This is a genomic window from Candidatus Pelagibacter sp. HIMB1321 (assembly GCF_900177485.1).
Taxonomy (GTDB): domain Bacteria; phylum Pseudomonadota; class Alphaproteobacteria; order Pelagibacterales; family Pelagibacteraceae; genus Pelagibacter.
The window spans coordinates 462,764-485,618 of sequence record NZ_LT840186.1 but is presented as its reverse complement, the minus strand read 5'-3'; the positions used below and the strand labels follow the sequence as shown (position 1 = coordinate 485,618).

Sequence of the window (22,855 nt, the reverse complement as noted above, 5' to 3'; positions counted from 1 at the left end):
TTATTCTTTATCTTTTGAATCTTGATTATTTTCGGAAATATTTTTAGGTTCTGTGTCATCTGTAACATCAGATGCCATCCCTTTTTTAAAGCTTTTAATCCCTTTAGCAACATCACCCATTAAACTTGAAATTTTACCTCTTCCAAAAAGCAAAACCACCAAGATAACAACAATTGCTATTTGCCAAATTCCTATGCTCATAAGTAAGTTATAACTTGTTTAGAATTTTTTTAAAGTGACTTTTTACTAATTATCTTCTTCATTTAAAGTACTGTTGAGCATTTCATCAATATTTGAATAAATATCCTCTTTTTTTTCATCTTGTTTTTCTTTGTAAAATTTACCAGTACCAAATATTGCATTATCAACGCTCGATGTATCAATCAGTCCAGCAGCACCTAATTCATCTACTGTTGGTAAGTCTGATAGTTTTTGAAGATTAAAATGACTCAAAAAGTCCTCAGTAGTTACATACTGGATAGGTTTGCCCGGTACATCTTTTCGGCCACCTGGTTTAACCCAGTTTAACTCCATCAGAATTTCTAAAGTATTAGTTCCAAAAGCAACACCTCTAATTTCTTCAATCTCAGCACGGGTTACAGGTTGATGGTAAACAATGATAGCAAGAGTTTCAACAGCAGCTCTAGATAATTTCTTTTCTACTGTTTTTTCCTGTGTCATTAAATTTGATAAATTTGGAGAAGTTCTAAAAGACCATTTTTTTGAAATACAAACTAGATTTATGCCTCGATTAGAATATTCTAACTGAAGTTTATCTAAAGATTTTTTTATATTAACTTTTTTAGACAACTTACTTTCAATAGTTTCAAGATCCAAAGGTTCAGCAGCTGCAAAAATAATAGCTTCAATTTCTTTTTCTACAGGAGATAATTTTGTTGGAAAATTTACTATATTATCTTTTTTTTCTATCTTTTTTTTGTTCATTAATTTTCTTTTATATAAATATTATCAAATAACTTATCTTGTTTAATCTTAAGATTACCTTCTTTAACTAATTCTAAAGATCCTGCAAAAATTCCAGCTTTACCAGTTTTCTTTATCTTTTTTCCTGATTTAAAATTACTGGGTATCAAATCTTCTAAATTTTTCCAATCAACTAATTTACCAAAAAAATCTTTGATAGTTTTAATTCCATCTTCAGTAGTAAATACAGGTAATTTAGGTATGTTCATTTTCTGAAAATCTTTGGTCATGATAATCGAAGAATATGCTTTTAAAAGTTCAAATAAATTTAATTTATATTCTGCGCTATAAATTGATCTTATATTTCCCTTCATTCCTCTAGTTCTAATTTCACGACCTAATCTTTTCCTTTTTAACATTTGTTCAGACAGTAAACGTATTAATTCAAGTTTTTTTAGTTGTAATTTCAATTTTTCAGCCACTTCTTGAACTTTAAATTCTTCTTCAGGTGTACCTGGTAATAATAATTTAGATTTCAAATAAGCTAACCAAGTTGCCATCAAAAGATATTCCGACGCTACTTCTAAATTTAAATCTTTCTTATTAGAAATATAATTATTAAATTGATCAGCTAATTTTGTTATTGATATTTCTTCAAGATTAACTTTTTGGGCTTTTGCTAAATCTAAAAGAACATCAAGAGGACCATTGTAATTCTCAACATCTACTTCAAATAAAGGACTATCAGATTCGAACATGTTTAAACATTAACTCAAAATCTTATAAAATTCTGATGTTTTTTTGATTATAAAAGAGTTCACTTTTGGAGAATTTTTAGCAACAATAGTCATTTCTTTTAAATTTCCATTGCAATGCAATGCGAGATTGCACCCAGCTTCAAATAATCTCTTAGTATTATCCTCAATTGATAATTTCAAACTTTTCATTGATATATCATCAGAAATTATCAAATTTTTAAATCCAATTTGGTTTCTTATAATTTTGATTAATTTTTTTGAATGAGTGACAGTATTAATAGGATCAATTTTTTTAAAGATTACATGTCCAGTCATAGCAAAAATTGATTTTTTCAAATTAAATGATCTAAAATCATTTTTCTTTAAATATTCTAAATCTTTATTCACCACAGGAGTAAAATGATGGCTATCTACCTTAGCTAATCCATGTCCTGGTATATGCTTGATGATTGTTCCAATTGAATTGGTTTTAAAATATTTAATACACAAATCTCCAATTTTTGAGACTATTTCAGGATTTCTAGAAAAAGACCGATCACCAATAATATTTGAACTACCTTTGTATCTTAAGTCAAGAACAGGCAAAGTATTAATATTGATACCTAAGTTTTTTAAAAGATGGCTTATTTTATCAATAAAAAATTTATAACTGATATAAAATTCTTTTTTGTTTTTAACATAAACATTTCCAAAATATTCAGACGTAAAATTGTCTAAGGAAATTAATTTACTTAATCTATTTACTCTACCCCCTTCTTGGTCAATCATTATTGGATAATTTTTATCTTTAAATATTTTTTTTATATCTGATGTAAGTTTTTTGATCTGATTAATATTATCTAAATTTCTTGTAAAAAGAATTATTCCCCATGGTTTATGCTTTATTAAAAAAAGAATTTCTTGATTAGTAAGTTTTTTACCTTTTATGCCAGTAATAAAAGATTTTCGATTAATCATCTTTATTCAATAATTCCCAAAAATAATATTTTTTCTTTTTTTTTGTTTGGGTATTTTTAACATATTCAATAATATTTTTTGTATCATTCTCTAAGATAGGTAAATTTTGAGAATAATTTTCAATTTTTTTATCTATGTTTGCAAGTGAACGGAATGATTTTTTTTTGTGTGAGTCTGAAAAATAATATTTAGCAGTAAAAAAAATAAAAAGAGTGATTACTAATAAAAAAATTAAATATTTAACCTCTTTTAACATTACATTTTTTTAGGCGTTTCAACGCCAATAATATTCATTCCTGATCGTATAACATTTGAAATAACTTTTAAAAAAATCAATTTATCATCAGATATTTTTTTATCTTCACTAATAAATCTTTTTTCTGGCTTATCTTTTCCTAAATTCCAATATGAATGAAACTGTGAGGCAAGTTCATACAAATAAACTGGAATTCTATGAGGCTCTAATTTTTTTGATGCAGCATCAATACATTTAGGCCATTCAGATATTTTTTTAAAAATCTTAATTTCATCAGAGCCATATTCAAAATTTGATACTGATATTTTAAGATCATCGTTTAAATCTATATTTAGGTGACGATATACTGAAGATATTCGAGCATAACAATATTGAACGTAATAAAGTGGATTTTCTTTTGATTTATCTTTTACGTTATCAAAATCAAAGTCTAACTCAACATCACTACTTCTATTGAGCATAATAAATCTAGTAGCATCTTTTCCAACTTCAGAAATCAAATCATCAACAGTTATATAATCCCCTTTTCTCTTTGACATTTTAAAAGGTTTTTTATCTTTAATAAGTTTTACTAATTGACTTACTTTACAAATTAATTTGTTTTTTGAATTTGATAACGCATCAACAGAAGAAGTTATTCTTTTTATATATCCTGCATGATCAGCACCTAAAATATTTATCAAATAATCATATTTTCTATCTATTTTGTTTTTATGGTAAGCAACATCACTTGCAAAATACGTCCATGACCCATCTGATTTTTGAAGAGCTCTATCTTTATCATCTCCAAAATCTGTAGATTTGAATAAAAGTTGTTCTCTTTCAACCCAATTGGGATCATCTTCACTCTTCGGAGCTTTTATTTTACCTTTATAAACATGATTATTTTTGGTTAAAAAATCTATAACTTTTTCAACTTCTTTGGAATCTACAATAGATTTTTCACTCACAAAATTATTGTGTTCTATTCCAAGACTATTAAGGTTTCTTTTAATCAAATTCAATGCTTCAGCTATAGACAATTTTGTTAGTTCTGCTGAAATCTTTTCGTAATTTTCAAAATTTAGGTTATTATTCGAATTGATAATATTGTTTGCAAAATCAATTAGATAATCACCTGGATACAAATCTTCATTATCAGCTGGAAATGGTTCGTTAAACTTAATTTCTCTTATTCTAGAGTAAACAGATTTAGTAAAATTAATTATCTGATTTCCATAATCATTAACATAATATTCTTTTGTAACATCATGTTTGTTGAAAGATAATATATTTGAGATGACATCACCTAAAATAGCACCTCTGCAGTGACCTACATGCAACGGACCTGTTGGATTAGCAGATACAAACTCTACTAAGTATTTATTCTTCTTTTCTTCTTCATTAACTCCATAGGTGTTTGGAATTTTGATTATACTGCTTATAAAATTAGTCCAAAAAGATGGCTTTAATTTTATGTTAATAAAACCGGGTTTTGCAACTGAAACATCATCTATATATTCATCTAATGATTTTATCTTTCCAGATAAACTTTTAGCGAAATCAAAAGGAGATTTACTATTTATTTTGGAAAGAACCATTGCAACGTTTGTAGATATGTCACAATTAAATTTCTCTGGTGGTATCTCAGCGTTAATACCTTCTAAAGATGAAGGTAAAATAATTTGACCTTCTTTATTGAGGTCATTCAACAAGATTTTGATTTTTTCTAAATAATAATTAAAGATATTCATTTACTATTTTTGTAAAGGTTAATTGCATATCGATCAGTCATACTAGATATAAAATCTGAAACAGCTCTAAATTTATCATGTTTTAAATCTTGTTTATCAATAAACTTTAAAGGTCTTTTAATAATCATCTTAAATAATTGATTTATTATTTTTTTTCCTTTGTTGTTTTTCTTTAACACATCTTTGTTATTGTACATTTTAATTCTAAGAAATAATCTTATCTCTTTTTCTGATAATTTTATTTCATCTGAAAAATCTACAATTAATTCTTTTGAAAATTTTAAATTCTTATGGTTTTTAATATTTAATTTATTAAGATTTTTTTTTGTATTTGAAATTAAATCTTTAATCATTAAATCAATCGAATCTCTTATAATCTGATGAATTGCTATTTTGTAATTTTTTTTATTAATTTTTTTTTTATATTTGTTGTAAATATCTTTAAAAAAACCTATCTCAACTAATTCTTCTAGTTTAAACAAATTAGCTTTAATACCATCCTGAATATCATGATTGTTATAAGCTATGTCGTCAGAAATAGCAGCTATTTGAGCTTCTAAAGGAGGATAGATTTTAAAATTAATCTTATTTTTAAATCTATTTTTTCCAATCAAAGTATCAACTAAATCTAAGTCCTCAACAGGCCCATTATGTTTAAGGAGACCCTCTAAAGTTTCAATTGTTAAATTAAGACCTTTAAATTTAAGATATTTATTCTCTAAAAACATAACAATTCGCAATGTCTGTAAATTATGATCAAAACCACCGTAAGATGACATACAATCATTTAGGGCGTCTTCTCCCGCATGACCAAAAGGAGCATGACCAAGATCGTGGGCTAAACTTAAGGTCTCTGATAGATCATCATTTAGACCAAGATAACTTGAAATTGATCTTGCTATTTGAGCAACTTCAATTGAGTGAGTTATTCTTGTTCTATAATGATCACCTTCTGTATTTACAAAAACCTGTGTTTTATGTTTTAGTCTTCTAAAAGATGCGCTATGAATTATTCTGTCACGATCTCTTTGAAATGGAGTACGATATTTTGACAAAGGTTCTGGTATTAATCTACCGACACTAGAGAACTTTCCAAGTTTTGATTTGCTATTCATCCTTTAAATTAAAAAATTAAGTATTATATTAGTATTATCAGTGTTGAATAATGATTAAAGAAATTAAATTTACCGATAAAGCTTTAAAACAAATCAATAGTTTGCTTAGTAAAAAAGATGAAGGCTCCTTTTTTAGAATCGCTATTAAAGGGGGCGGTTGTTCAGGTTTTCAATACGAATTTACTTTTGAGAAAAATAAAAATGATGATGATTTAAGTTTTGAAAATATTATAATTGATAAAACATCAGCAGATTTACTTAAAGGCTCAGAAGTTGACTATGTTTCAGAATTAATTGGTGAGTCTTTCAAAATTAATAATCCACAAACGAAATCCTCTTGTGGTTGTGGTGTGTCTTTCTCTCTTTAATGATCATTTCTTCTTGGAACGTTAACTCTGTTAGAGCCCGAATTGAAAATATTAAAAGCTATCTCTTAAAATATAAGCCTGACATATTAATGATGCAGGAGATAAAAACTGAAGATATAAATTTTCCTTATGATGATTTTTCATCAATGGATTATGAAAGTCATGTATTTGGTCAAAAAAGCTATAATGGAGTTGCAATAATTTCTAAACACAAATTAAAGAACATAAGAACAGATCTAATTAAAGATAAATTAAAACAATCAAGAATTATTTCTGCAGAAGTTGAATTTAAAAAAAAAGTTATTCAATTAATTAATATTTATACTCCAAATGGAAACCCTGTTGATACTGAAAAATATGATTATAAAAAGAATTGGCTTGATAGTTTAATTAAACAACTAAAAAATTTATCTAAAAAAAATGAAAATATTATTTTAGCAGGTGATTTTAATATAATTCCTGCTGCAGAAGATGTTTATAACGTTAAAAGTTTTGAAGATGATGCTCTTTATCGTTTAGAGATTAGAAAAAAGTTAAGAGAGATGATTAATCTTGGTTTCAATGATGTTTATCGTCATTTTAATGAAGATAAAGAGGGTTATACATTTTGGGACTATATGAGAGGTGCCTGGCAAAAAAATAATGGGATGCGAATTGATCATTTCTTAGCATCAAATTCAATTTTAGATCACATCAAAAGTGTAAACATTAATAAAGATCCAAGAGGAAGAGAAAAACCTTCTGATCATACTCCAATTGAAATTAAATTAGCTTAAAGACTTTATTTTTTTTACTAAATCTTCGTTAATATTTCTTGGTCCTGTATCTAGTCTATTTTTGTGCCTTCTCTCACCAGGTAATCTAACTTCACCGATAGACTTCATTTTTTCAAAAAATTCCTCTGCATGTTTTTGCCATTCTGTTCCTGATGTTTTATTTGGACAAATAGCAAGTATGAATTCGCCTCCACTAGGAGGACCACCATCATTGTTATCTTTTGCAGCTGTTTCATAACTAAAATTATCTCCAACTAATGCTCCAGCTAATAATTCAACCATCATTGCAATAGCAGACCCTTTATAACCTCCAAATGGTAGTAGAACTCCACCATCAGCTATTTCACCTGGGTCAGTTGTCTCTTTACCCTCTTTTGTAAGTCCTGTTCCTAAAGGAACTTTATGCCCTTCTCTTTTTGCAACTTGAACTTCACCCATTGCCATGGATGCAGTTGCCATATCATATACTACCGGTTTTTTTCCAGGCCTTGGCCAAGCAAATGAAATTGGGTTTGTTCCAAATAAAGCTTTACTAGCACCTGCAGGCGCAACAGCAGGTTTATAAGAAGTGCAAGCAAAAGCAACTAATCCATCTTCTGCTAATTTTTCTGTTTCAGGCCACATAGCAGCCATATGGTGAGAATTGTTAATTGCTAAAACAGCTACACCATTTTCTTTAGCAGCTTTTGATAATTCTGGAAGACCTTTTGATAAGACTACTGGTGCAAGACAATTATTTCCTAAAACTTTAATAACAGATGGAGAAATTTTTTTAACTTCTGGTTTACCCTTACCATTTATTTTTCCACTTTTTAAACCAGACACGTAAGCAGGTAATCTAAATAAACCATGAGATACAGATCCATCTCTTTCTGCATTTCTAATTAAATCTGCTAAGATTGAAGCTGTTTCATCATCACATCCATTAGCTACTAAGGTCTTTTTAGCCAAATCAAAAATTTCATCTAACGTTAAAGCAATATTGGCCATAAAACTATTAGATATTATTTATGTTTGCTTTTCAAATCCTTTTTTAAATCTTCGTGATCACCTACTACTGTATGATATTTACTTTTAGTAACGTATTTTTCTAAGAAAGGAACTGCAATCAAAGGTAAAAAACCACCTAAAACAATTCCAAAAGCCGCACTTTTTAAAGATGGATCTGCTAGAGCTGCAATAAAGTCTGCAATAATATGAGCAAGAACTATTCCTACAATACCAGCGATAGCACCATTTGAAACTAATTTTAAAAATCGATTTATACTCCAGCCAGTATAAAACCCTATTAATGGAATTAAGGTGTGTATAAATCCAAATACAAATCCTCGATAAATATCATTACCTTTAATTATATCTTCTATGAAATGTAAAAATTCAGGAATATCATGAGAATGCCCCTCAGCTGCTCTAAGAAAAGTTAAACTTAAAATATAAAAACTTATTGTTAAAAAACTTATTTTTTTCATTAGTTACATCCTTTGCATGTTGTAATTATTTGCATAGAAAAATCACTTAAATCATAATTTTTAAGTGATTTCTTTTTAAGTATTTCGGTAAATAGATTCGATTTTAATTCTTCAGTATCTCCGCATTTTTTACAAATAGCTAATGCACTATTATGGTCATCATCATGATCATGATTGCAAAGAACAAACGTTTTTTTGACAGTATTTTTGTGAATTCGTTCTTCTTCAATCAGTTTATCAAGTGCTCGATAAACCGTCATAGGTTGAGTTTTTTTAATTTTCTGTAGTTTATCTAAAATCTCATAAGCAGTAAGGTTTTTTGATGATTTTTTTATAATATTAAAAACTATCTCTGTATTTGACATGTTATGTTATAACATAACAATAAATTTTGTCAACAAATTACAAAGAAATATTTAATAAAATTGTAACAAATCTTATTTAAATAAGTCTAATGTTTATTAGAAAATATTTAAAATGGATAAGCACGTTTCTAGTGTTAACTGGAATATTACTCACAAACTTAAACTATTATCCAATTAATATATACTTTCATGGATTGGGTGTTGTTGGTTGGACGATTGCTGGATTTTTATCAAAAGATAAAGCGATCTTAACTAACTTTGGATTACAAATTCCATTATTTTTTATTGGTATTTATAAAATTATAGTTGGATGAAAAGTATATTGTTTGTTTGTTCTGGTAACTCTGCGAGAAGTATTATTGCAGAAAGTATTATCAATAATGATCACAGTGATGCATTTAAAGCATATAGTGCAGGGAGTAACCCTTCGGGTAAAATAAATGAAGATATTAAAGAATATTTAGAAAATGTAAAAAAATATAATCTTAAAGATTATAGTTCAAAAAACTTTCAAAAATTTATAGATGAAAAAACTGAAATTGATCATGTAATTACCGTTTGCAACAATGCTAATAATGAAGTGTGCCCTATTTGGCCTAATAAAAACCAAATAGATCATTGGGATATCGAAGATCCTGTATCAAAACTTATGGATAAATCTAAAGATCAGAAATTAGAAATTATTACAAAAACATTTAATAATATAAATCAACATATCAATGATTGGATAAATTTTGAAAAATAAACAAAAATTCTTTCTAGCAGAGTTTATTGGTAGCTGTTTTTTGGTAATGATTATTGTTGGGTCAGGCTTAATGGCTGAACAATTAACAAAAGATGTAGCTATTAGATTGATAGCAAATACAATTGCCACTGGCGCAGGTTTATTTGTGCTTATTACTGTTTTTGCAGATATTTCAGGTGCTCATTTTAATCCATTTGTAAGTATAGCGATGACATATACGGGCAACTTAAAAAGTAAATTACTCCCAACTTACGTTATAGCTCAAATATTAGGATGTTTATTGGGTGTAGGACTCGCTAATTTTTTCTTTGAACATGAAATTTATGAATTATCGTCAAAAAGTAGAGATGGAATTTATATTTTTGTATCAGAAATTGTTGCAACACTTGGTTTAATTATAATTATTTTTGGTTCAATGAAATCGGGCAAAATTACTGTTGCTGCAAGTGTTGGTTTATATATTACGGCTGGTTATTGGTTTACTTCTTCAACATCTTTCGCAAACCCAGCAGTAGCGATTGCAAGAACATTTACAGATTCTTTTACTGGTATTAATTATTTAAATACCCCTTTTTATATAATTGCAGAATTTCTTGGAATGATCATTGCAATATTAATCGTAAAGAAATTATTTTAGATAAGTGAATAACCTGAAGATCTAACAGTTCTAATCAATTCCTTTTTACTATCTAAATTTACTGATTGTCTTAATCTTCTGATATGTACATCTATAGTCCTACTTTCAACGTTTACATTATTAGGCCATACATTTTCTAGAATTTGATCTCTTGTATAAACTCTTTTTGGATTAGTTAAAAAAAATTCTAATAACCTAAATTCTGTGGGACCTAATTTAATTTCTGAGTTATCTCTAAATACTCTTTTTTCAATTCTATCTAACAATAAATCCTCATATTCAAGGCTATCAGACACCATATTAGGATTAGATCTCCTGAGGACAGCTTTAATTCTAGCTAGTAATTCTTTGTAACTAAACGGTTTAGTTAAATAATCATCAACCCCGCTTTCTAATCCTTTTATTTTATCTTCTTCTTCACCTTTTGCTGTTAACATTATTATTGGTAAGGTTTTAAATTTATTATCTTTTCTAATATTTTTGCAAATTTCTATACCTGATAAATCAGGAAGCATCCAATCCAACAAAAGTAAATTAGGTTCAAATTTTTTTAATTGTTTTAAACCTTCATTTCCGTTTTCTGATGATGCAATAATGAAACCTTCTTTTTCAAGATTATGTTGAACAAGCTGAATTATTGAAGGCTCGTCTTCAATAATAAAAATTTTACCATTCATTTATTCTTGAATAACTTTTCCTTTTGGTCTGTTACCTTTTAAATATTCACCTTTTACTAAATAACAAACGTTCTCAGCAATATTAGTAATGTGGTCTCCTGCTCTTTCTAAGTTCTTAGTAGCAAAAATAAGATGTGTAGAAAAATCTAAATTCTTTTTATCTTTTGATAAAAAATCAATCACACTTTCCATTGCAATATAAGTAAGGTCATCAACTTGCTCATCTTTTTCCCAAACTTCTTTTGCTTTATCAAAATCTTTATTAACAAAACTATCTAAAACATCATTAAGTTGTTTAATAACTAGGTCTCCCAATCTTTTTAAATTACCAAGCAATTCATCAGGTAAATCTTGTGGTAATGGCTTTATTTTTTTTGCATTACTTTTTGATAAATCTCCAATTCTCTCTAGATCTTGAGAAATTTTTAACGAACTAATAGTTTCTCTTAAATCAATTGCCATTGGTGCTCTTTTAACAAGCAGTGTCATAATTTGAGTATCAATTTTAGATCTAAATTTATTTATTTCATCATCACTTTTAATAATCTTATCAATAGAGTCTTTATCAACTTTAATAATAGCATCCATTGAGTCTGCCATTTGAGACTCTGTTAAACTACCCATCTTAATTACAGAGTCGATTAAGTGTCTTAATTCTTCTTCGTATGATTTTACTGTATGTTCACTCATATTTTATCCAAATCTACCTGTAATATAATCTTGTGTCATTTTATTGTCAGGATTTTTAAAAATTTTCTCAGTTTTGCCCACTTCTATTAATTTTCCTAAATGAAAAAAGCCTGTTTTCTGTGAAACTCTCACTGCTTGTGCCATTGAATGAGTAACAATAACAATTGTATAAGTCATTTTAAGTTCATCAATTAATTCCTCAATTTTAGCAGTTGCAATAGGGTCAAGTGCAGAACAAGGTTCGTCCATAAGAATTACTTCTGGATTAACGGAAATTGCTCTTGCAATACAAAGTCTTTGTTGTTGACCACCCGATAAACCAGTTCCAGGTTCGTCTAATCTATCTTTTACTTCTTCCCATAATGCTGCTTTTCTTAAACTGCTCTCAACAATTTCATCCAGCTCACCTTTGCTCTCACCTTTACCATGTATTTTAGGACCATAAGAAATATTATCATATATGCTTTTAGGAAAAGGATTTGGTTTCTGAAATACCATTCCAACTCTTTCACGAAGAGAGACGACATCTAAGTTTTTATCATTAATTTCAATACCATCTATTTCTATATTACCTGTTACTTTGCAAATATCGATCACGTCATTCATTCTATTTATACATCGAATAAATGTAGACTTTCCACAACCTGATGGACCAATGAGAGCTGTTACCTCTTTTTCATTTAAATCTAAATTCACATCAAATAGAGCTTGTTTTTCTCCATAGTAAACGTTTAAATTTTTTGATCTAATTTTTATATCACTCATTTAATTCCATCTTTTTTCAAATTTTTGTCTTAGATATACTGCTAAAAAATTCATTACAATTAAAAAACTCAATAACATCATTATCGTTGCTGAAGTTTTTTCAACAAATCCTCTTTCAGCTGACTCAGACCATAAATATACTTGTACTGGTAATGAAGAAGAAGGATCAATTGGTGTAGACGGTATATCTACAACAAATGCAACCATACCTATTAATATCAATGGTGCTGTCTCACCAAGCGCTTGTGCTAATCCAATAATGGTTCCTGATAAAGTTCCTGGAAGTGCTAGAGGAACTACATGATGAAACACAGATTGAAATTTTGATGCACCAACAGCTAAGGCACCTTCTCTAATTGAGGGCGGGACTGCTTTTAAAGATGCTCTACAAGGGATAATAATTCTTGGTAAAGTCATCAAAGCAAGTGTAATTCCAGCTACTAAAGGAGTTGATCTTGGAAGTTGAATAGTTGCTAATAATATTTGTAGAGCTAACAATCCATAAACAATAGATGGAACTGCAGCTAAATTATTAATATTGATTTCTATAAAATCAGTAATTTTATTTTTTGCTGCAAACTCTTCTAAGTATATTGAAGCTAATACTGCAACAGGGAAAGCAAGTAATAAACAAATGATAATACTGTAAAAAGAACCAATTAAGGCACCACCAATACCTGCTAACTCAGGATCACGAGAATCTCCATTTTGAAAATAATAAGTATTAAAATTTTTAATAATTTTATTATCTTCAACTAAACTGTCATAAATTTGCAGTTGATAATTTGAGATCCTTCTTCTGTCTTCAGGTAAATCTCTTGGATAATTTCCTTTATGCAGCTGATCAATATCGTCAGAGGCAGTAATTTCCAAAGTAGCTGTTTTACCAATTAAATCATTATTTTTGATTAATGCTTTCTTTATTTCAATTTCTGCATCTGTAGTAAATAAATCTATTAATTCATTCTCTTGATCCAAATCTGAGGCAGGATAAATCTTTATAAGACTCTCAATGACTATATCGTATAAATCAGCTTTAGATATCTGCTCTTCTGATGGGTTATTTGGAATATCTAACAACCCTTTATCAAAAAAAACATCAACTTTAATTGCTGTTTTCATGAATGCAGAACTACCTTTTGAAAAAATATTGTGAACTAAAATAACTACAAATAATAAAGCAATAAAAATTGAGGCAAGACCATAAAATCGAAATCTCTTCTCAGCACTGTGTCTTTTTTTTAATCTTTGTTCTTTAGTCATATTTTTCTCTATATTTCTTAACCGCTCTTTGAGCGATATAATTCAAAATTAATGTTGCTATAAATAATGTTAAACCTAATGCAAAAGCAGATTGTGTTTTTGGACTATCAAATTCTTGATCACCAACTAAAATCATGACAATTTGAGTGGTAATTGTTGTTGTGGAATCTAGTGGATTTATTGTTAAGTTAGCTGCTAATCCCGCTGCCATTACAACAATCATTGTTTCACCAATTGCTCTTGATACGGCAAGTAAGACTGAACCTATAATGCCTGGTAATGCGGCAGGGATAACAACTTTTTTAATCGTTTCAGATTTTGTCGCACCAATTGCATAAGAACCATCCCTAAGGGATTGTGGAACTGAATTGATAACGTCATCTGATAAAGATGATATATATGGGATAATCATAATTCCCATAATTAAGCCTGCAGCTAAAGCACTTTCAGATGAAACTGTTAAACCTAAATTTTCTCCTATCTGTCTAAAGAAAGGTCCCACGGTTAAAGCTGCAAAAAAACCATAAACAACTGTTGGTATACCAGCTAAAATTTCAATAATTGGTTTTGAGACTCTTCTAACTTTAAGAGAAGCATACTCTGCCATATATATTCCAGAAAAAAGTCCAACTGGTACTGCGACTAACATTGCAATAAAAGCTATAAATGATGTTCCTGCTATTAAAGGTATAAAACCAAATGCATCTTTTAATTCAGCATATTCTGCTTCTGTAATTGCTGATGCATCGCTTACAAATGCTTTTTGGGGGCTCCAATTTGTCCCAAACAAATAATCAAAAATATTTATAACTGAAAAGAATTTAATACTTTCAAATAAAAGTGAAAAAATAATTCCAAGGGTTGTTAAGATAGCAATTAATGATGATACAAATAGTAGACCTTTTAAAATTACTTCTACATCATCTCTTGCTTTATTATTGTTCTTAATCTTGTTTAAAGAATAGATTACTGAAGCAATAACTATTCCAAAAATTAAAACTACTTTTGAATTGGTAAATAAATTTATAAATTTAGCATAAGATAATGCGCTCTCTTTTAAAATGCTATCTATATCCCCAAAATAGGTTCCAAGATGGATTGCCTTAATTTTTTCATAAATCAAATTTGCTTCATTTTTATCATTAAAAATAGCTCCTTGATTAGCTGCAACTTCAATAATAATTGATTTTATTATAACAGGTTCAAAAAGAGACCAGATTACTAAAAATACTAATGCTGGTATTGAACACCATAAGACCAGATAGTAACCATAAAATTTTGGTAAAGCATTTAGTTTTATATTTTGCTCGATTGAAATACTTTTTGTTTTTGATCTTCCATAGAAAAATAATGATAATGAAAAAATTAATATTAAAAATATTAGAACAGAGTTCATGAGCGGATTTATTATATTTTAAATGTTACAGATTTATTACAAATGAACTCAAGGATTGAATAAAAAAAAAGGCCAGTAAAAACTGGCCTTTTTCTTGTGGATAAGTGTTAACTTATTTAATCTTAATTGTGTTTAAATCTACAGCAGCTGTTCTTGTAACATCATACTTATCAGATGCTAATGGAACTAAGCCAATTTTTGCTAAGTAACCTCTGTTACCCATAGATTTTTTTGAAGTAAATTCCTTTAAGTATTCTTGAATACCAGGAACAACTCCAATGTGAGCTTTTTTTACATAAAAGAATAAAGGTCTAGCAATTGGGTATGAATAATCTTGAATACCTTCTAAAGATGGCTGAACACCCTCAATTGCAGCTGCTTTAACTTTATCTTTATTTGCAACAAGATAACTATAACCAAAGAAACCATAAGCATCTGGATTTGAAGTTAATTTTTGTACAATTAAAGTATCATTTTCGCCAGCTTCAACAGCATAACCATCTTCTCTCATTTTCACGCATTCTTTTTTAGTTTTATCACCAAATAAAGATTTTGCTGTTTTTGAACAACCTTTACCCATTACAAGAGAATTCCATGCATCTCTAGTTCCAGAAGTTGGAGGTGCAATTAAAATCTCAATTTTTTTATTTGGAAGACTTGCATCAATATCGCTCCATTTTTTATAAGGATTTTCTACCAATTTACCGTCAACATCAACTGTTGCAGCTAAAGCTCTCCAAAGTTGTTCTTTTGTAAAATTAGAATCTGGTGAATTTACAGCATGAGCAAATGAAATTCCGTCATTTCCTACAACTATTTCTATAATTTCAGAAACACCATTTTTTTCACATAAAGCTTTTTCTTTTGATTTAATTGCTCTTGATGCATTAGTAATATCTGGGTGATTTACACCTACACCAGCACAGAATAGTTTCATTCCACCACCGGTACCAGTACTTTCAATAACAGGTGTTTTAAATTTTCCACCTTTACCAAATTTTTCAGCAACTACTGTTGCGTATGGATAAACTGTTGAAGATCCAACAATTTTAATTTGATCTCTTGAATAACTTGCTGTTGTAAAACTTAAAGCTAACAAAAGTCCAAAAAATAAACTTATTAACTTATTCATATTTTTCCTTTTTATTATTTGTTAATATATGAGCTCATTTAAGTTCAATTTTTAAAAATTTTATTAAAGGAAAGTTAAAGTTTTATTACAAAGACTAACTTTTCAGTTGTATTATAAAGCTTTAAATTTGATATCTATTGTCGTTCCTTGATTTTCAACACTATTTATGAGCATTTCAGCTCTATGTTGGGTGACTAAATGTTTAACAATCGCAAGACCTAAACCGGTACCACCAACACTTCTACTTTTACTTGGATCCACAGTAAAAAATCTTTCAGTAATTCTGTGAATTGATTCTTTAGGAATACCAATTCCATTATCTGCAACTGATATGATATTTAAGTCATTTTCTTTTTTAGCTGTAATAATTATCTCTTTATCTTTTTTGTCATTATACTTAATTGAATTATCAATAAGGTTTGTAAAAATTTCAATTAATTTATCCCTATCTCCAATTATCTTAAAATCATCAATTTTATTAAATTTTAATTTGATATTATTTTTACTAATCATTTTATCATAAGTTTTAATGATATAATCTATTAACTCTATCAAATCAATTTCATGAGTTGGTCTGATATGTTCCTGTAATTCTATTTTTGATAATGAAAGTAAATCTCTAATTAAGTTTTCCATTCTTTCTGATTGAGAAGTCATTATTGGTAATAAATTTTTAATTTCAGAATTATTTTTTAAATCTGAATTATTATCAAAACTTTCAAGTCCCATTTTTATAGATTGAAGTGGAGTTCGAAGTTCATGTGAAACATTTGCAACAAAATCAGACTTTAGTTGTTGAAATTTATAAAACTCAGTCAAATCTCTTATAAATAAAACACAAGTTAATTGGTCAAAAAATAATAAATTATTATCAAGATATACTGTAATGTTTAGTCTTTGAATGGCCTGATTTCTTATCTCTATTTCTAAATTTGAAATATTCTTACCTTCAAAAGCTTGATCAATTGAATTCAAAAGATCAGGGTTTCTTAAAATACTACTAATATTTTCTCCTATTTCTATTTGAAAAAGATTTTTTGATGAATTGTTACAAAATAGTATTTCTTTATTCTTATCTATAATTAATACACCTTCTGGAAAATAATCTAAAAGTTTATCAATATTTTTTCTATAATCTTTGCTTTCTATAATCTTAACTTCGTTATTTTTATTTTCTGTTTCAGTTAGAATGCCAAATACTCTCTCTTTTTTTAATAATAAAAAAACCAAAATGGCAATTATAATTGAGAGAATTATAGACAGTAGATCCATTAATTCACTCTGCCATAAATATCTTGAAATCTTACAATATCAGTTTCTTTTAAAATTGATCCTACTTGAGCTTCGATTATCTTAACTGGTTTTTTTCCAGGATTTTGAATTCTATGAATTGCTTCTAATGGAATAAAAATATGTTCATTTGGTTTTTTTATAAAACTATCTTTATTAAGAGTTATTCTAGGCTTTCCTTTAGTAACCAACCAATGTTCGGCTCTATGATGATGTTTTTGTAAACTTAAAATTCCTTTAGGTTTTACATATAGTTCTTTAATTAAAAACTCTTTTCCCTCGAATAAATTTGTATATCTACCCCATGGTCGGTAATAAACATTTTTTTTCTTAAAATATTTATTTTTATTTTTGTCATACATTTTTAATATTTCTTTCCAGCTTCCAAGATCTGACCAAGGAATATCTAATTTAATTCCATTAATATGTTTGGTCCTTTCTAATATTGCATAATCAAATGATTTAGCAGTAGCTTTTATAAATGAGGCTTTATTTAAATAATAAGTATTAGATTTATATTTTGCTTTTTTTACAGCTTTAATGCAGTTTCTATAAATTGTTGGTTGGTGTTTTTTAAAGTTATTGATAATTGAGTCTTTTCTTAGAAAAAACATCCCTGAATTCCAATAACCTTTTTGCTTAATTACTTGTTTTGCTTTTGCTTCTTTTGGTTTTTCAATAAATCTTGTTACTTTATTTATATTATCTTTTATTTTCTTTGTTATGAAATAGCCGTATTCACTAGATGGTGAGCTGGGTTTAATTCCAAAAATAAATATATTTTGATCAGTTAAATTAGCTTTGTTTTTATCAATAGCTTTATTAAAAACATTTGTTTTTTCAATTAAATGATCAGCTGAAAAAAACATTAATGGTTGCTCCATTGGAATATCTTTAATTAATGCAGTACTTAAAATAGCAGGTGCTGTGTTTCTTTTTGCTGGTTCTAAAACAATTTTATACTTTGAAATTTTAGCTTTTCTTAAATGAAACTTTACTTGTTTTAGATATTTTGAATTTGTGCTTATTATTGGGGAATCAAATATTGAAGCTTTAACTCTTTCTAAAGTTTTGCCTAAAAGTGTCCAATTACCAAAATCAATAAACTGTTTTGCTTGGTGATTTTTTGAATTAGGCCAAAGTCGGGTTCCAGCACCACCACATAAAATAACTGGTCTTATTTTCATTAAATCTTAGAATATTCTCTAACTTCCTTTTTCTTTCCAGGATGTGTTGGTGCTCCTAAATAAGCAGGACCAACTGTTTGAGCATATTTCCAAATTGTTCCAGATCCAAAATCAGATTTTTTTGCTTTCCATCTTCTTTTTCTCTTAGCTAGTTCTGCTTTGGATAATCTGACATTTATCGTTCCTTTGTTAGCATCAATATCAATGATATCACCATTTCGTATAAGACCTAAAGGGCCTCCTAAAGCAGCCTCAGGGCCGACGTGACCCACGCAAAAGCCTCTAGTTGCACCAGAGAACCTACCATCAGTTATAAGAGCAACCTTCTCACCTTTTCCCTGTCCGTAGATAGCACCAGTTGTTGATAGCATTTCTCTCATACCAGGGCCACCTACTGGTCCTTCATATCTAATAATTATAACATCACCATCGTTATATTTTTTACTTTGAACTGCTTTCATTGCACTTTCTTCATTATCGAAACATCTTGCTTTTCCAGTAAACTGTAACTTTTTAAGACCAGCAACTTTAACGATTGCACCCTCTGGAGCTAAATTTCCTTTTAAACCTACAACACCACCTGTTGGTGATAAAGGATCTTTATAAGATCTCATAACTTTTTGTTTTGGATTAAATTTAATGTTCTTTAAATTTTCTTTCATGGTTTTGCCTGTTACAGTCATACAATCTCCATGAATGTATCCACCTTCGTATAAAGTTTTTAATAACATGGGCACACCACCTGCTAACCACATATCTTTTGCAACATATTTTCCACCAGGTTTTAAATCTGCAAGATACGGTGTTCTTTTAAATATTTTAGCAACATCCATTAAATTAAACTTAATTCCTGCTTCATTTGCAATTGCTGGTAAATGTAAACCTGCATTAGTTGATCCACCAGTTGCTGCAACGATGGTCGCTGCATTTTCTAGAGCTTTTCTTGTAACTATATCCCTTGGTTTAATTCCTTTTGCTAAAAGATTCATGACAGTTATGCCACTTTCTTTTGCGTACTTATCTCTTTCTTCATATGGTGCAGGTGTTCCAGCAGAATAAGGTAATGCTAAACCAATAGCTTCAGATACACATGCCATTGTATTTGCGGTAAACTGACCTCCACAAGCACCAGCACTAGGACATGCTACTAGTTCTAATTTTCTTAATTCTTTTGCTGACATTTGACCTGATGAATGTTTTCCAACAGCTTCAAATACATCAACAACAGTCACATCTTTTCCTTTATATTTTCCTGGAAGAATTGATCCACCATAAATAAAAACACTTGGAACATTTAAACGAACCATAGACATCATCAAAGCGGGTAAAGATTTATCACAACCAGCAATACCAACTAGCGCATCGTAACAATGACCTCTAACAGTTAATTCAGCAGAATCTGCTATAACTTCACGTGAGATCAAAGAAGATTTCATTCCCTCATGACCCATAGCAATTCCATCAGTAACTGTAATTGTACAAAATTCTCTAGGAGTTCCACCGTTAGCTCTAACACCTTTTTTAACTGATTGAGCTTGTCTCATTAATGCAATATTACAAGGAGCGGCTTCATTCCAAGTTGATACAACCCCTACAAAAGGTTTTGATACATCCTTTTCGGTTTCACCCATTGCATAATAAAAAGATCTGTGAGGAGCTCTATCAGCTCCTAATGACGTATGTCTGCTTGGAAGTTTCTTTTTATTAAATTTTGGCATTATATCCCCTCTATGGTTAATGAGATTTTCTTAATATCATTTTCTAAATTATTATAATTAGTTTTTTCTTGTTCAACAATCTCTTTTGGTGCTCGATCAATAAAACCTTTGTTAGATAATCTTTTAGAAATACTGTTTAACTCATTTTGATATTTTTCTTGTTTTTTAAGTAAATTTGATTTGATCAAATCAAGATCAACATTTTCATCAAAATAAATCTTATAAATTTCACCTGATATTACCATTGAGGCTACAGGTTTATCTAAATCCTCATCATGAAAACTATTTATTCTTCCAAGTTTCTTTAAGACAGTACCGTTCTCTTTAATAAATTTTTGACTATCTTTATTTAAATTCTTAATCGATATATCCGTAAAGGAACCAGGACTTACATTAAGTTCATTTTTAAATGATCTTAAATCAGAAATAATATCTATAATTTTCTGTACATCTTTTGACGATTGGTCTTTTTTAGCTTCATCATTAGGCCAATTTGAATACATCAAATAATCTTTATTTGAATTATCAAACCTATTATTCAGCCATATTTCCTCTGTCACAAATGGTATAAATGGATGTAGAATTTTTAATAATTGTTTAAAAATATATACAGCAGTGGCTCTAACCTCATTTTTAGCACTATCATCATCTGAGTATAAAATTGTTTTTGATAATTCTAAATACCAATCACAATAAGAATTCCATGCAAATCTGTAAGCATGTTTTGCTGCTTCATCAAAACGATAATCTTTTATGTTTTGTTCAATGGTATTTTGAACTTCGATCAATTCATTATATATCCACTTATTAATATTTAATGTTAAATTTGGCTTATCATTTGAGCTAAAATCACATTCATTAGTTTTTAAAAAATTGTTAGCATTCCACAACTTGTTTAAAAAATTTCTATAACCTTTAACTCTATCTTCAGATAGTTTAACATCGGTTCCAGGAGATGCCATTGAAAGCAATGTAAATCTTAATGCATCAGCACTATATTTTTCAATTAAATCTAATGGATCAATTACATTACCTTTAGATTTTGACATCTTCTGTCCCTTCTCGTCTCTTACTAGTGCGTGAACATAAATATCTTTAAATGGTTCTTTATTTAAAAATTCCATTCCAAACATCATCATTCTTGCGACCCAAAAAAAGATAATATCAAAACCAGTTACAAGGACAATTGTTGGGTAAAATTTATCAAGATATTCAGTTTTTTCTGGCCAACCTAATGTTGCAAAAGGCCATAAACCCGATGAAAACCAAGTATCTAAAACATCTGGATCTCTTATTAATTCAACATCTTTATTATAAAAATCTTTAGCATCTTTTTTTGCTTCTACTTCATTGTTTGCAACAAAAATTTTACCATCTGGAGCGTACCATGCAGGAATTTGATGGCCCCACCATAATTGTCTTGAAATACACCAGGGCTCAATATTATTCATCCATTGAAAATAAGTCTTTGACCAATTTTCAGGAAAAAAATTTGTTTTTTTATTATTAACTATTTCTTTTGCTTTAACTGCTAATTTTTCTGCATCAACAAACCATTGATCAGTTAAAAATGGTTCTATAACTGAATTAGATCTATCACCATAAGGAACTTTATTTCTTATATCTTCATCTTTAACAAAAAATTCTTTTTCTTTTAATTCTTTTAAAAGTTTTTTACGTGCATCAAATCTATCTAAGCCAATAAAATCTTTAGGTGCATTTTCATTGACTTTTCCATCTTCTGTAAAAATATTAATTACTTCTAAATTATTTCTAACTCCAACTTCATAATCATTAAAGTCATGAGCAGGAGTTATTTTTAATGCCCCTGTTCCTTGCTCAGGGTCAGCGTAATCATCTTTAATAATTTTGATTTTTCTATCAACAATAGGGATGGTTACTGTTTTTCCAACAAATGATTTAAAACGTTCATCACTCGGATTTACAGCAATAGCAGTATCTCCAAACATGGTTTCAGGTCTTGTTGTTGCAATAGTTATAAAATCAGAAGTTCCATCTATTGGATAACGAATATAATAAATTTTAGAATTAACTTCTCGTTGATCAACTTCCAAATCAGAAATAGCTGTTTTTAAAACAGTGTCCCAATTAACTAACTTTTTTGCTTTATAAATTAATTTTTTTTTATGTAGTTCAACAAATACTTTTATTACTGATTTTGAGAGATTTTCATCCATTGTAAAGGCATTACGAGACCAATCACAAGAACAACCTAATTTTTTCAGCTGATTAATGATGATATCACCATATTGATTTTTCCATTCCCAGATTTTTTCAATGAATTTCTCTCTACCAAGATCATTTTTACTAACTCCTTCTTTCTCTAATTTTCTCTCAACAAGAGCTTGTGTTGCTATACCGGCATGATCGGTTCCTGGTTGCCAAAGAGTTTCATAACTATTCATTCGATAATATCGAACTAAAAAATCTTGAATTGAATTGTTTAATGCATGACCCATATGCAATGATCCAGTTACATTTGGTGGTGGAATTACTATTGAATATTTTTTTGAATTAGATTTTGGTTTAAATAATTCATTTTTTTCCCAATAAGAATAAATCTTATCTTCAACATCTAAATGAATGTATTTATCGCTACTCATGGGTGTATTT

General features: G+C 28.7%; 25 protein-coding genes. 5 read left to right on the top strand and 20 right to left on the bottom strand.

The window, feature by feature from the left end:
• From tatA to B9N70_RS02575, 7 genes are read right to left on the bottom strand one after another with little or no spacing between them, the layout of a single operon-like run.
• Entirely contained in the window at positions 1 to 201 is a 201-nt protein-coding gene (gene tatA / locus B9N70_RS02605; RefSeq protein ID WP_085114252.1) for a twin-arginine translocase TatA/TatE family subunit, read from the bottom strand.
• A 45-nt stretch (positions 202 to 246) separates the two neighbouring features.
• Positions 247 to 945: an SMC-Scp complex subunit ScpB gene (gene scpB, locus B9N70_RS02600; protein WP_085114251.1), complete on the bottom strand. Its 699-nt coding sequence runs from the start codon at positions 943 to 945 to the stop codon at positions 247 to 249.
• The gene (locus B9N70_RS02595; RefSeq protein ID WP_085114250.1) at positions 945 to 1,682 is read right to left on the bottom strand and encodes a segregation and condensation protein A; all 738 of its coding nucleotides are present in this window, start codon (positions 1,680 to 1,682) and stop codon (positions 945 to 947) included. Before B9N70_RS02595 ends, scpB begins: the two co-directional genes overlap by 1 nt.
• A 9-nt stretch (positions 1,683 to 1,691) precedes the next feature.
• Positions 1,692 to 2,639: a glycoside hydrolase family 3 N-terminal domain-containing protein gene (locus B9N70_RS02590; protein ID WP_085114249.1), complete on the bottom strand. Its 948-nt coding sequence runs from the start codon at positions 2,637 to 2,639 to the stop codon at positions 1,692 to 1,694.
• Positions 2,632 to 2,895, bottom strand: coding sequence for a hypothetical protein (locus tag B9N70_RS02585; protein WP_085114248.1), 264 nt, complete (start codon positions 2,893 to 2,895; stop codon positions 2,632 to 2,634). The genes B9N70_RS02590 and B9N70_RS02585 overlap by 8 nt, the downstream gene beginning before the upstream one ends.
• Entirely contained in the window at positions 2,895 to 4,628 is a 1,734-nt protein-coding gene (gene argS / locus B9N70_RS02580) for an arginine--tRNA ligase (protein WP_085114247.1), read from the bottom strand. The genes B9N70_RS02585 and argS overlap by 1 nt, the downstream gene beginning before the upstream one ends.
• The gene (locus B9N70_RS02575) at positions 4,625 to 5,743 is read right to left on the bottom strand and encodes a deoxyguanosinetriphosphate triphosphohydrolase (protein WP_085114246.1); all 1,119 of its coding nucleotides are present in this window, start codon (positions 5,741 to 5,743) and stop codon (positions 4,625 to 4,627) included. The genes argS and B9N70_RS02575 overlap by 4 nt, the downstream gene beginning before the upstream one ends.
• A 50-nt stretch (positions 5,744 to 5,793) precedes the next feature.
• Here B9N70_RS02575 and B9N70_RS02570 point away from each other — a divergent pair, with 50 nt between their 5' ends.
• Positions 5,794 to 6,111 carry a HesB/IscA family protein gene (locus B9N70_RS02570; RefSeq protein ID WP_085114245.1) on the top strand — a complete coding sequence of 106 codons (318 nt, stop codon included), beginning with the start codon at positions 5,794 to 5,796 and terminating at the stop codon, positions 6,109 to 6,111.
• A complete protein-coding gene (gene xth / locus B9N70_RS02565; protein ID WP_085114244.1) occupies positions 6,111 to 6,887 on the top strand; it encodes an exodeoxyribonuclease III in 777 nt (258 codons plus the stop codon). Before B9N70_RS02570 ends, xth begins: the two co-directional genes overlap by 1 nt.
• On the opposite strand, the gene B9N70_RS02560 is transcribed toward xth, so the two are convergent.
• The 3 genes from B9N70_RS02560 to B9N70_RS02550 are packed head-to-tail and all read right to left on the bottom strand — an operon-like array spanning position 6,879 to position 8,721.
• Positions 6,879 to 7,877 (bottom strand): Ldh family oxidoreductase, encoded by a 999-nt coding sequence (locus tag B9N70_RS02560; protein ID WP_085114243.1) that lies wholly within the window; start codon positions 7,875 to 7,877, stop codon positions 6,879 to 6,881. The genes xth and B9N70_RS02560 overlap by 9 nt on opposite strands.
• Positions 7,878 to 7,891: 14 nt before the next feature.
• A complete protein-coding gene (locus tag B9N70_RS02555) occupies positions 7,892 to 8,356 on the bottom strand; it encodes a hypothetical protein (protein ID WP_231909422.1) in 465 nt (154 codons plus the stop codon).
• On the bottom strand, positions 8,356 to 8,721 hold the full coding sequence (locus B9N70_RS02550) for a Fur family transcriptional regulator (protein ID WP_085114242.1): 366 nt from the start codon (positions 8,719 to 8,721) through the stop codon (positions 8,356 to 8,358). The genes B9N70_RS02555 and B9N70_RS02550 overlap by 1 nt, the downstream gene beginning before the upstream one ends.
• Before the next feature lie 89 nt (positions 8,722 to 8,810).
• Between B9N70_RS02550 and B9N70_RS02545 the strand changes: the two genes are divergently transcribed.
• From B9N70_RS02545 to B9N70_RS02535, 3 genes are read left to right on the top strand one after another with little or no spacing between them, the layout of a single operon-like run.
• Complete coding sequence (locus B9N70_RS02545) at positions 8,811 to 9,035, top strand: DUF6552 family protein (protein ID WP_085114241.1); 225 nt, start codon at positions 8,811 to 8,813, stop codon at positions 9,033 to 9,035.
• Positions 9,032 to 9,466, top strand: a complete 435-nt coding sequence (locus B9N70_RS02540) for an arsenate reductase ArsC (RefSeq protein ID WP_085114240.1) — start codon at positions 9,032 to 9,034, stop codon at positions 9,464 to 9,466. Before B9N70_RS02545 ends, B9N70_RS02540 begins: the two co-directional genes overlap by 4 nt.
• Positions 9,456 to 10,103, top strand: coding sequence for an aquaporin (locus tag B9N70_RS02535; RefSeq protein WP_231909421.1), 648 nt, complete (start codon positions 9,456 to 9,458; stop codon positions 10,101 to 10,103). The genes B9N70_RS02540 and B9N70_RS02535 overlap by 11 nt, the downstream gene beginning before the upstream one ends.
• Here the strand turns inward: B9N70_RS02535 and phoB are convergent.
• The 10 genes from phoB to B9N70_RS02485 form a co-directional block, all read right to left on the bottom strand.
• Positions 10,100 to 10,780, bottom strand: a complete 681-nt coding sequence (gene phoB, locus B9N70_RS02530) for a phosphate regulon transcriptional regulator PhoB (protein ID WP_085114239.1) — start codon at positions 10,778 to 10,780, stop codon at positions 10,100 to 10,102. The two genes, B9N70_RS02535 and phoB, sit on opposite strands and share 4 nt — an antisense overlap.
• Complete coding sequence (gene phoU / locus B9N70_RS02525; RefSeq protein WP_085114238.1) at positions 10,781 to 11,470, bottom strand: phosphate signaling complex protein PhoU; 690 nt, start codon at positions 11,468 to 11,470, stop codon at positions 10,781 to 10,783.
• A gap of 3 nt (positions 11,471 to 11,473) precedes the next feature.
• On the bottom strand, positions 11,474 to 12,235 hold the full coding sequence (pstB, locus tag B9N70_RS02520; RefSeq protein ID WP_085114237.1) for a phosphate ABC transporter ATP-binding protein PstB: 762 nt from the start codon (positions 12,233 to 12,235) through the stop codon (positions 11,474 to 11,476).
• Entirely contained in the window at positions 12,236 to 13,498 is a 1,263-nt protein-coding gene (gene pstA, locus B9N70_RS02515) for a phosphate ABC transporter permease PstA (protein ID WP_085114236.1), read from the bottom strand. It abuts the gene before it with no gap.
• Positions 13,491 to 14,894 carry a phosphate ABC transporter permease subunit PstC gene (gene pstC / locus B9N70_RS02510; protein ID WP_085114235.1) on the bottom strand — a complete coding sequence of 468 codons (1,404 nt, stop codon included), beginning with the start codon at positions 14,892 to 14,894 and terminating at the stop codon, positions 13,491 to 13,493. Before pstC ends, pstA begins: the two co-directional genes overlap by 8 nt.
• A gap of 112 nt (positions 14,895 to 15,006) precedes the next feature.
• On the bottom strand, positions 15,007 to 16,026 hold the full coding sequence (locus tag B9N70_RS02505) for a substrate-binding domain-containing protein (protein WP_085114234.1): 1,020 nt from the start codon (positions 16,024 to 16,026) through the stop codon (positions 15,007 to 15,009).
• 111 nt (positions 16,027 to 16,137) lie between these two features.
• The gene (locus tag B9N70_RS02500; RefSeq protein WP_085114233.1) at positions 16,138 to 17,298 is read right to left on the bottom strand and encodes an ATP-binding protein; all 1,161 of its coding nucleotides are present in this window, start codon (positions 17,296 to 17,298) and stop codon (positions 16,138 to 16,140) included.
• Positions 17,298 to 18,503, bottom strand: coding sequence for a sugar phosphate nucleotidyltransferase (locus B9N70_RS02495; RefSeq protein WP_085114232.1), 1,206 nt, complete (start codon positions 18,501 to 18,503; stop codon positions 17,298 to 17,300). The genes B9N70_RS02500 and B9N70_RS02495 overlap by 1 nt, the downstream gene beginning before the upstream one ends.
• The gene (ilvD, locus tag B9N70_RS02490; RefSeq protein WP_085114231.1) at positions 18,503 to 20,221 is read right to left on the bottom strand and encodes a dihydroxy-acid dehydratase; all 1,719 of its coding nucleotides are present in this window, start codon (positions 20,219 to 20,221) and stop codon (positions 18,503 to 18,505) included. Before ilvD ends, B9N70_RS02495 begins: the two co-directional genes overlap by 1 nt.
• Positions 20,221 to 22,845, bottom strand: coding sequence for a valine--tRNA ligase (locus B9N70_RS02485; RefSeq protein ID WP_085114230.1), 2,625 nt, complete (start codon positions 22,843 to 22,845; stop codon positions 20,221 to 20,223). The genes ilvD and B9N70_RS02485 overlap by 1 nt, the downstream gene beginning before the upstream one ends.
• Between the last annotated feature and the right edge of the window lie 10 nt (positions 22,846 to 22,855).

Bases quoted from the DNA above. Each gene is read 5' to 3' on its own strand.
- tatA (WP_085114252.1), bottom strand. From the start codon at position 201: ATGAGCATAGGAATTTGGCAAATAGCAATTGTTGTTATCTTGGTGGTT.
- scpB (WP_085114251.1), bottom strand. From the start codon at position 945: ATGAACAAAAAAAAGATAGAAAAAAAAGATAATATAGTAAATTTTCCA.
- B9N70_RS02595 (WP_085114250.1), bottom strand. From the start codon at position 1,682: ATGTTCGAATCTGATAGTCCTTTATTTGAAGTAGATGTTGAGAATTAC.
- B9N70_RS02590 (WP_085114249.1), bottom strand. From the start codon at position 2,639: ATGATTAATCGAAAATCTTTTATTACTGGCATAAAAGGTAAAAAACTT.
- B9N70_RS02585 (WP_085114248.1), bottom strand. From the start codon at position 2,895: ATGTTAAAAGAGGTTAAATATTTAATTTTTTTATTAGTAATCACTCTT.
- argS (WP_085114247.1), bottom strand. From the start codon at position 4,628: ATGAATATCTTTAATTATTATTTAGAAAAAATCAAAATCTTGTTGAAT.
- B9N70_RS02575 (WP_085114246.1), bottom strand. From the start codon at position 5,743: ATGAATAGCAAATCAAAACTTGGAAAGTTCTCTAGTGTCGGTAGATTA.
- B9N70_RS02570 (WP_085114245.1), top strand. From the start codon at position 5,794: ATGATTAAAGAAATTAAATTTACCGATAAAGCTTTAAAACAAATCAAT.
- xth (WP_085114244.1), top strand. From the start codon at position 6,111: ATGATCATTTCTTCTTGGAACGTTAACTCTGTTAGAGCCCGAATTGAA.
- B9N70_RS02560 (WP_085114243.1), bottom strand. From the start codon at position 7,877: ATGGCCAATATTGCTTTAACGTTAGATGAAATTTTTGATTTGGCTAAA.
- B9N70_RS02555 (WP_231909422.1), bottom strand. From the start codon at position 8,356: ATGAAAAAAATAAGTTTTTTAACAATAAGTTTTTATATTTTAAGTTTA.
- B9N70_RS02550 (WP_085114242.1), bottom strand. From the start codon at position 8,721: ATGTCAAATACAGAGATAGTTTTTAATATTATAAAAAAATCATCAAAA.
- B9N70_RS02545 (WP_085114241.1), top strand. From the start codon at position 8,811: ATGTTTATTAGAAAATATTTAAAATGGATAAGCACGTTTCTAGTGTTA.
- B9N70_RS02540 (WP_085114240.1), top strand. From the start codon at position 9,032: ATGAAAAGTATATTGTTTGTTTGTTCTGGTAACTCTGCGAGAAGTATT.
- phoB (WP_085114239.1), bottom strand. From the start codon at position 10,780: ATGAATGGTAAAATTTTTATTATTGAAGACGAGCCTTCAATAATTCAG.
- phoU (WP_085114238.1), bottom strand. From the start codon at position 11,470: ATGAGTGAACATACAGTAAAATCATACGAAGAAGAATTAAGACACTTA.
- pstB (WP_085114237.1), bottom strand. From the start codon at position 12,235: ATGAGTGATATAAAAATTAGATCAAAAAATTTAAACGTTTACTATGGA.
- pstA (WP_085114236.1), bottom strand. From the start codon at position 13,498: ATGACTAAAGAACAAAGATTAAAAAAAAGACACAGTGCTGAGAAGAGA.
- pstC (WP_085114235.1), bottom strand. From the start codon at position 14,894: ATGAACTCTGTTCTAATATTTTTAATATTAATTTTTTCATTATCATTA.
- B9N70_RS02505 (WP_085114234.1), bottom strand. From the start codon at position 16,026: ATGAATAAGTTAATAAGTTTATTTTTTGGACTTTTGTTAGCTTTAAGT.
- B9N70_RS02500 (WP_085114233.1), bottom strand. From the start codon at position 17,298: ATGGATCTACTGTCTATAATTCTCTCAATTATAATTGCCATTTTGGTT.
- B9N70_RS02495 (WP_085114232.1), bottom strand. From the start codon at position 18,503: ATGAAAATAAGACCAGTTATTTTATGTGGTGGTGCTGGAACCCGACTT.
- ilvD (WP_085114231.1), bottom strand. From the start codon at position 20,221: ATGCCAAAATTTAATAAAAAGAAACTTCCAAGCAGACATACGTCATTA.
- B9N70_RS02485 (WP_085114230.1), bottom strand. From the start codon at position 22,845: ATGAGTAGCGATAAATACATTCATTTAGATGTTGAAGATAAGATTTAT.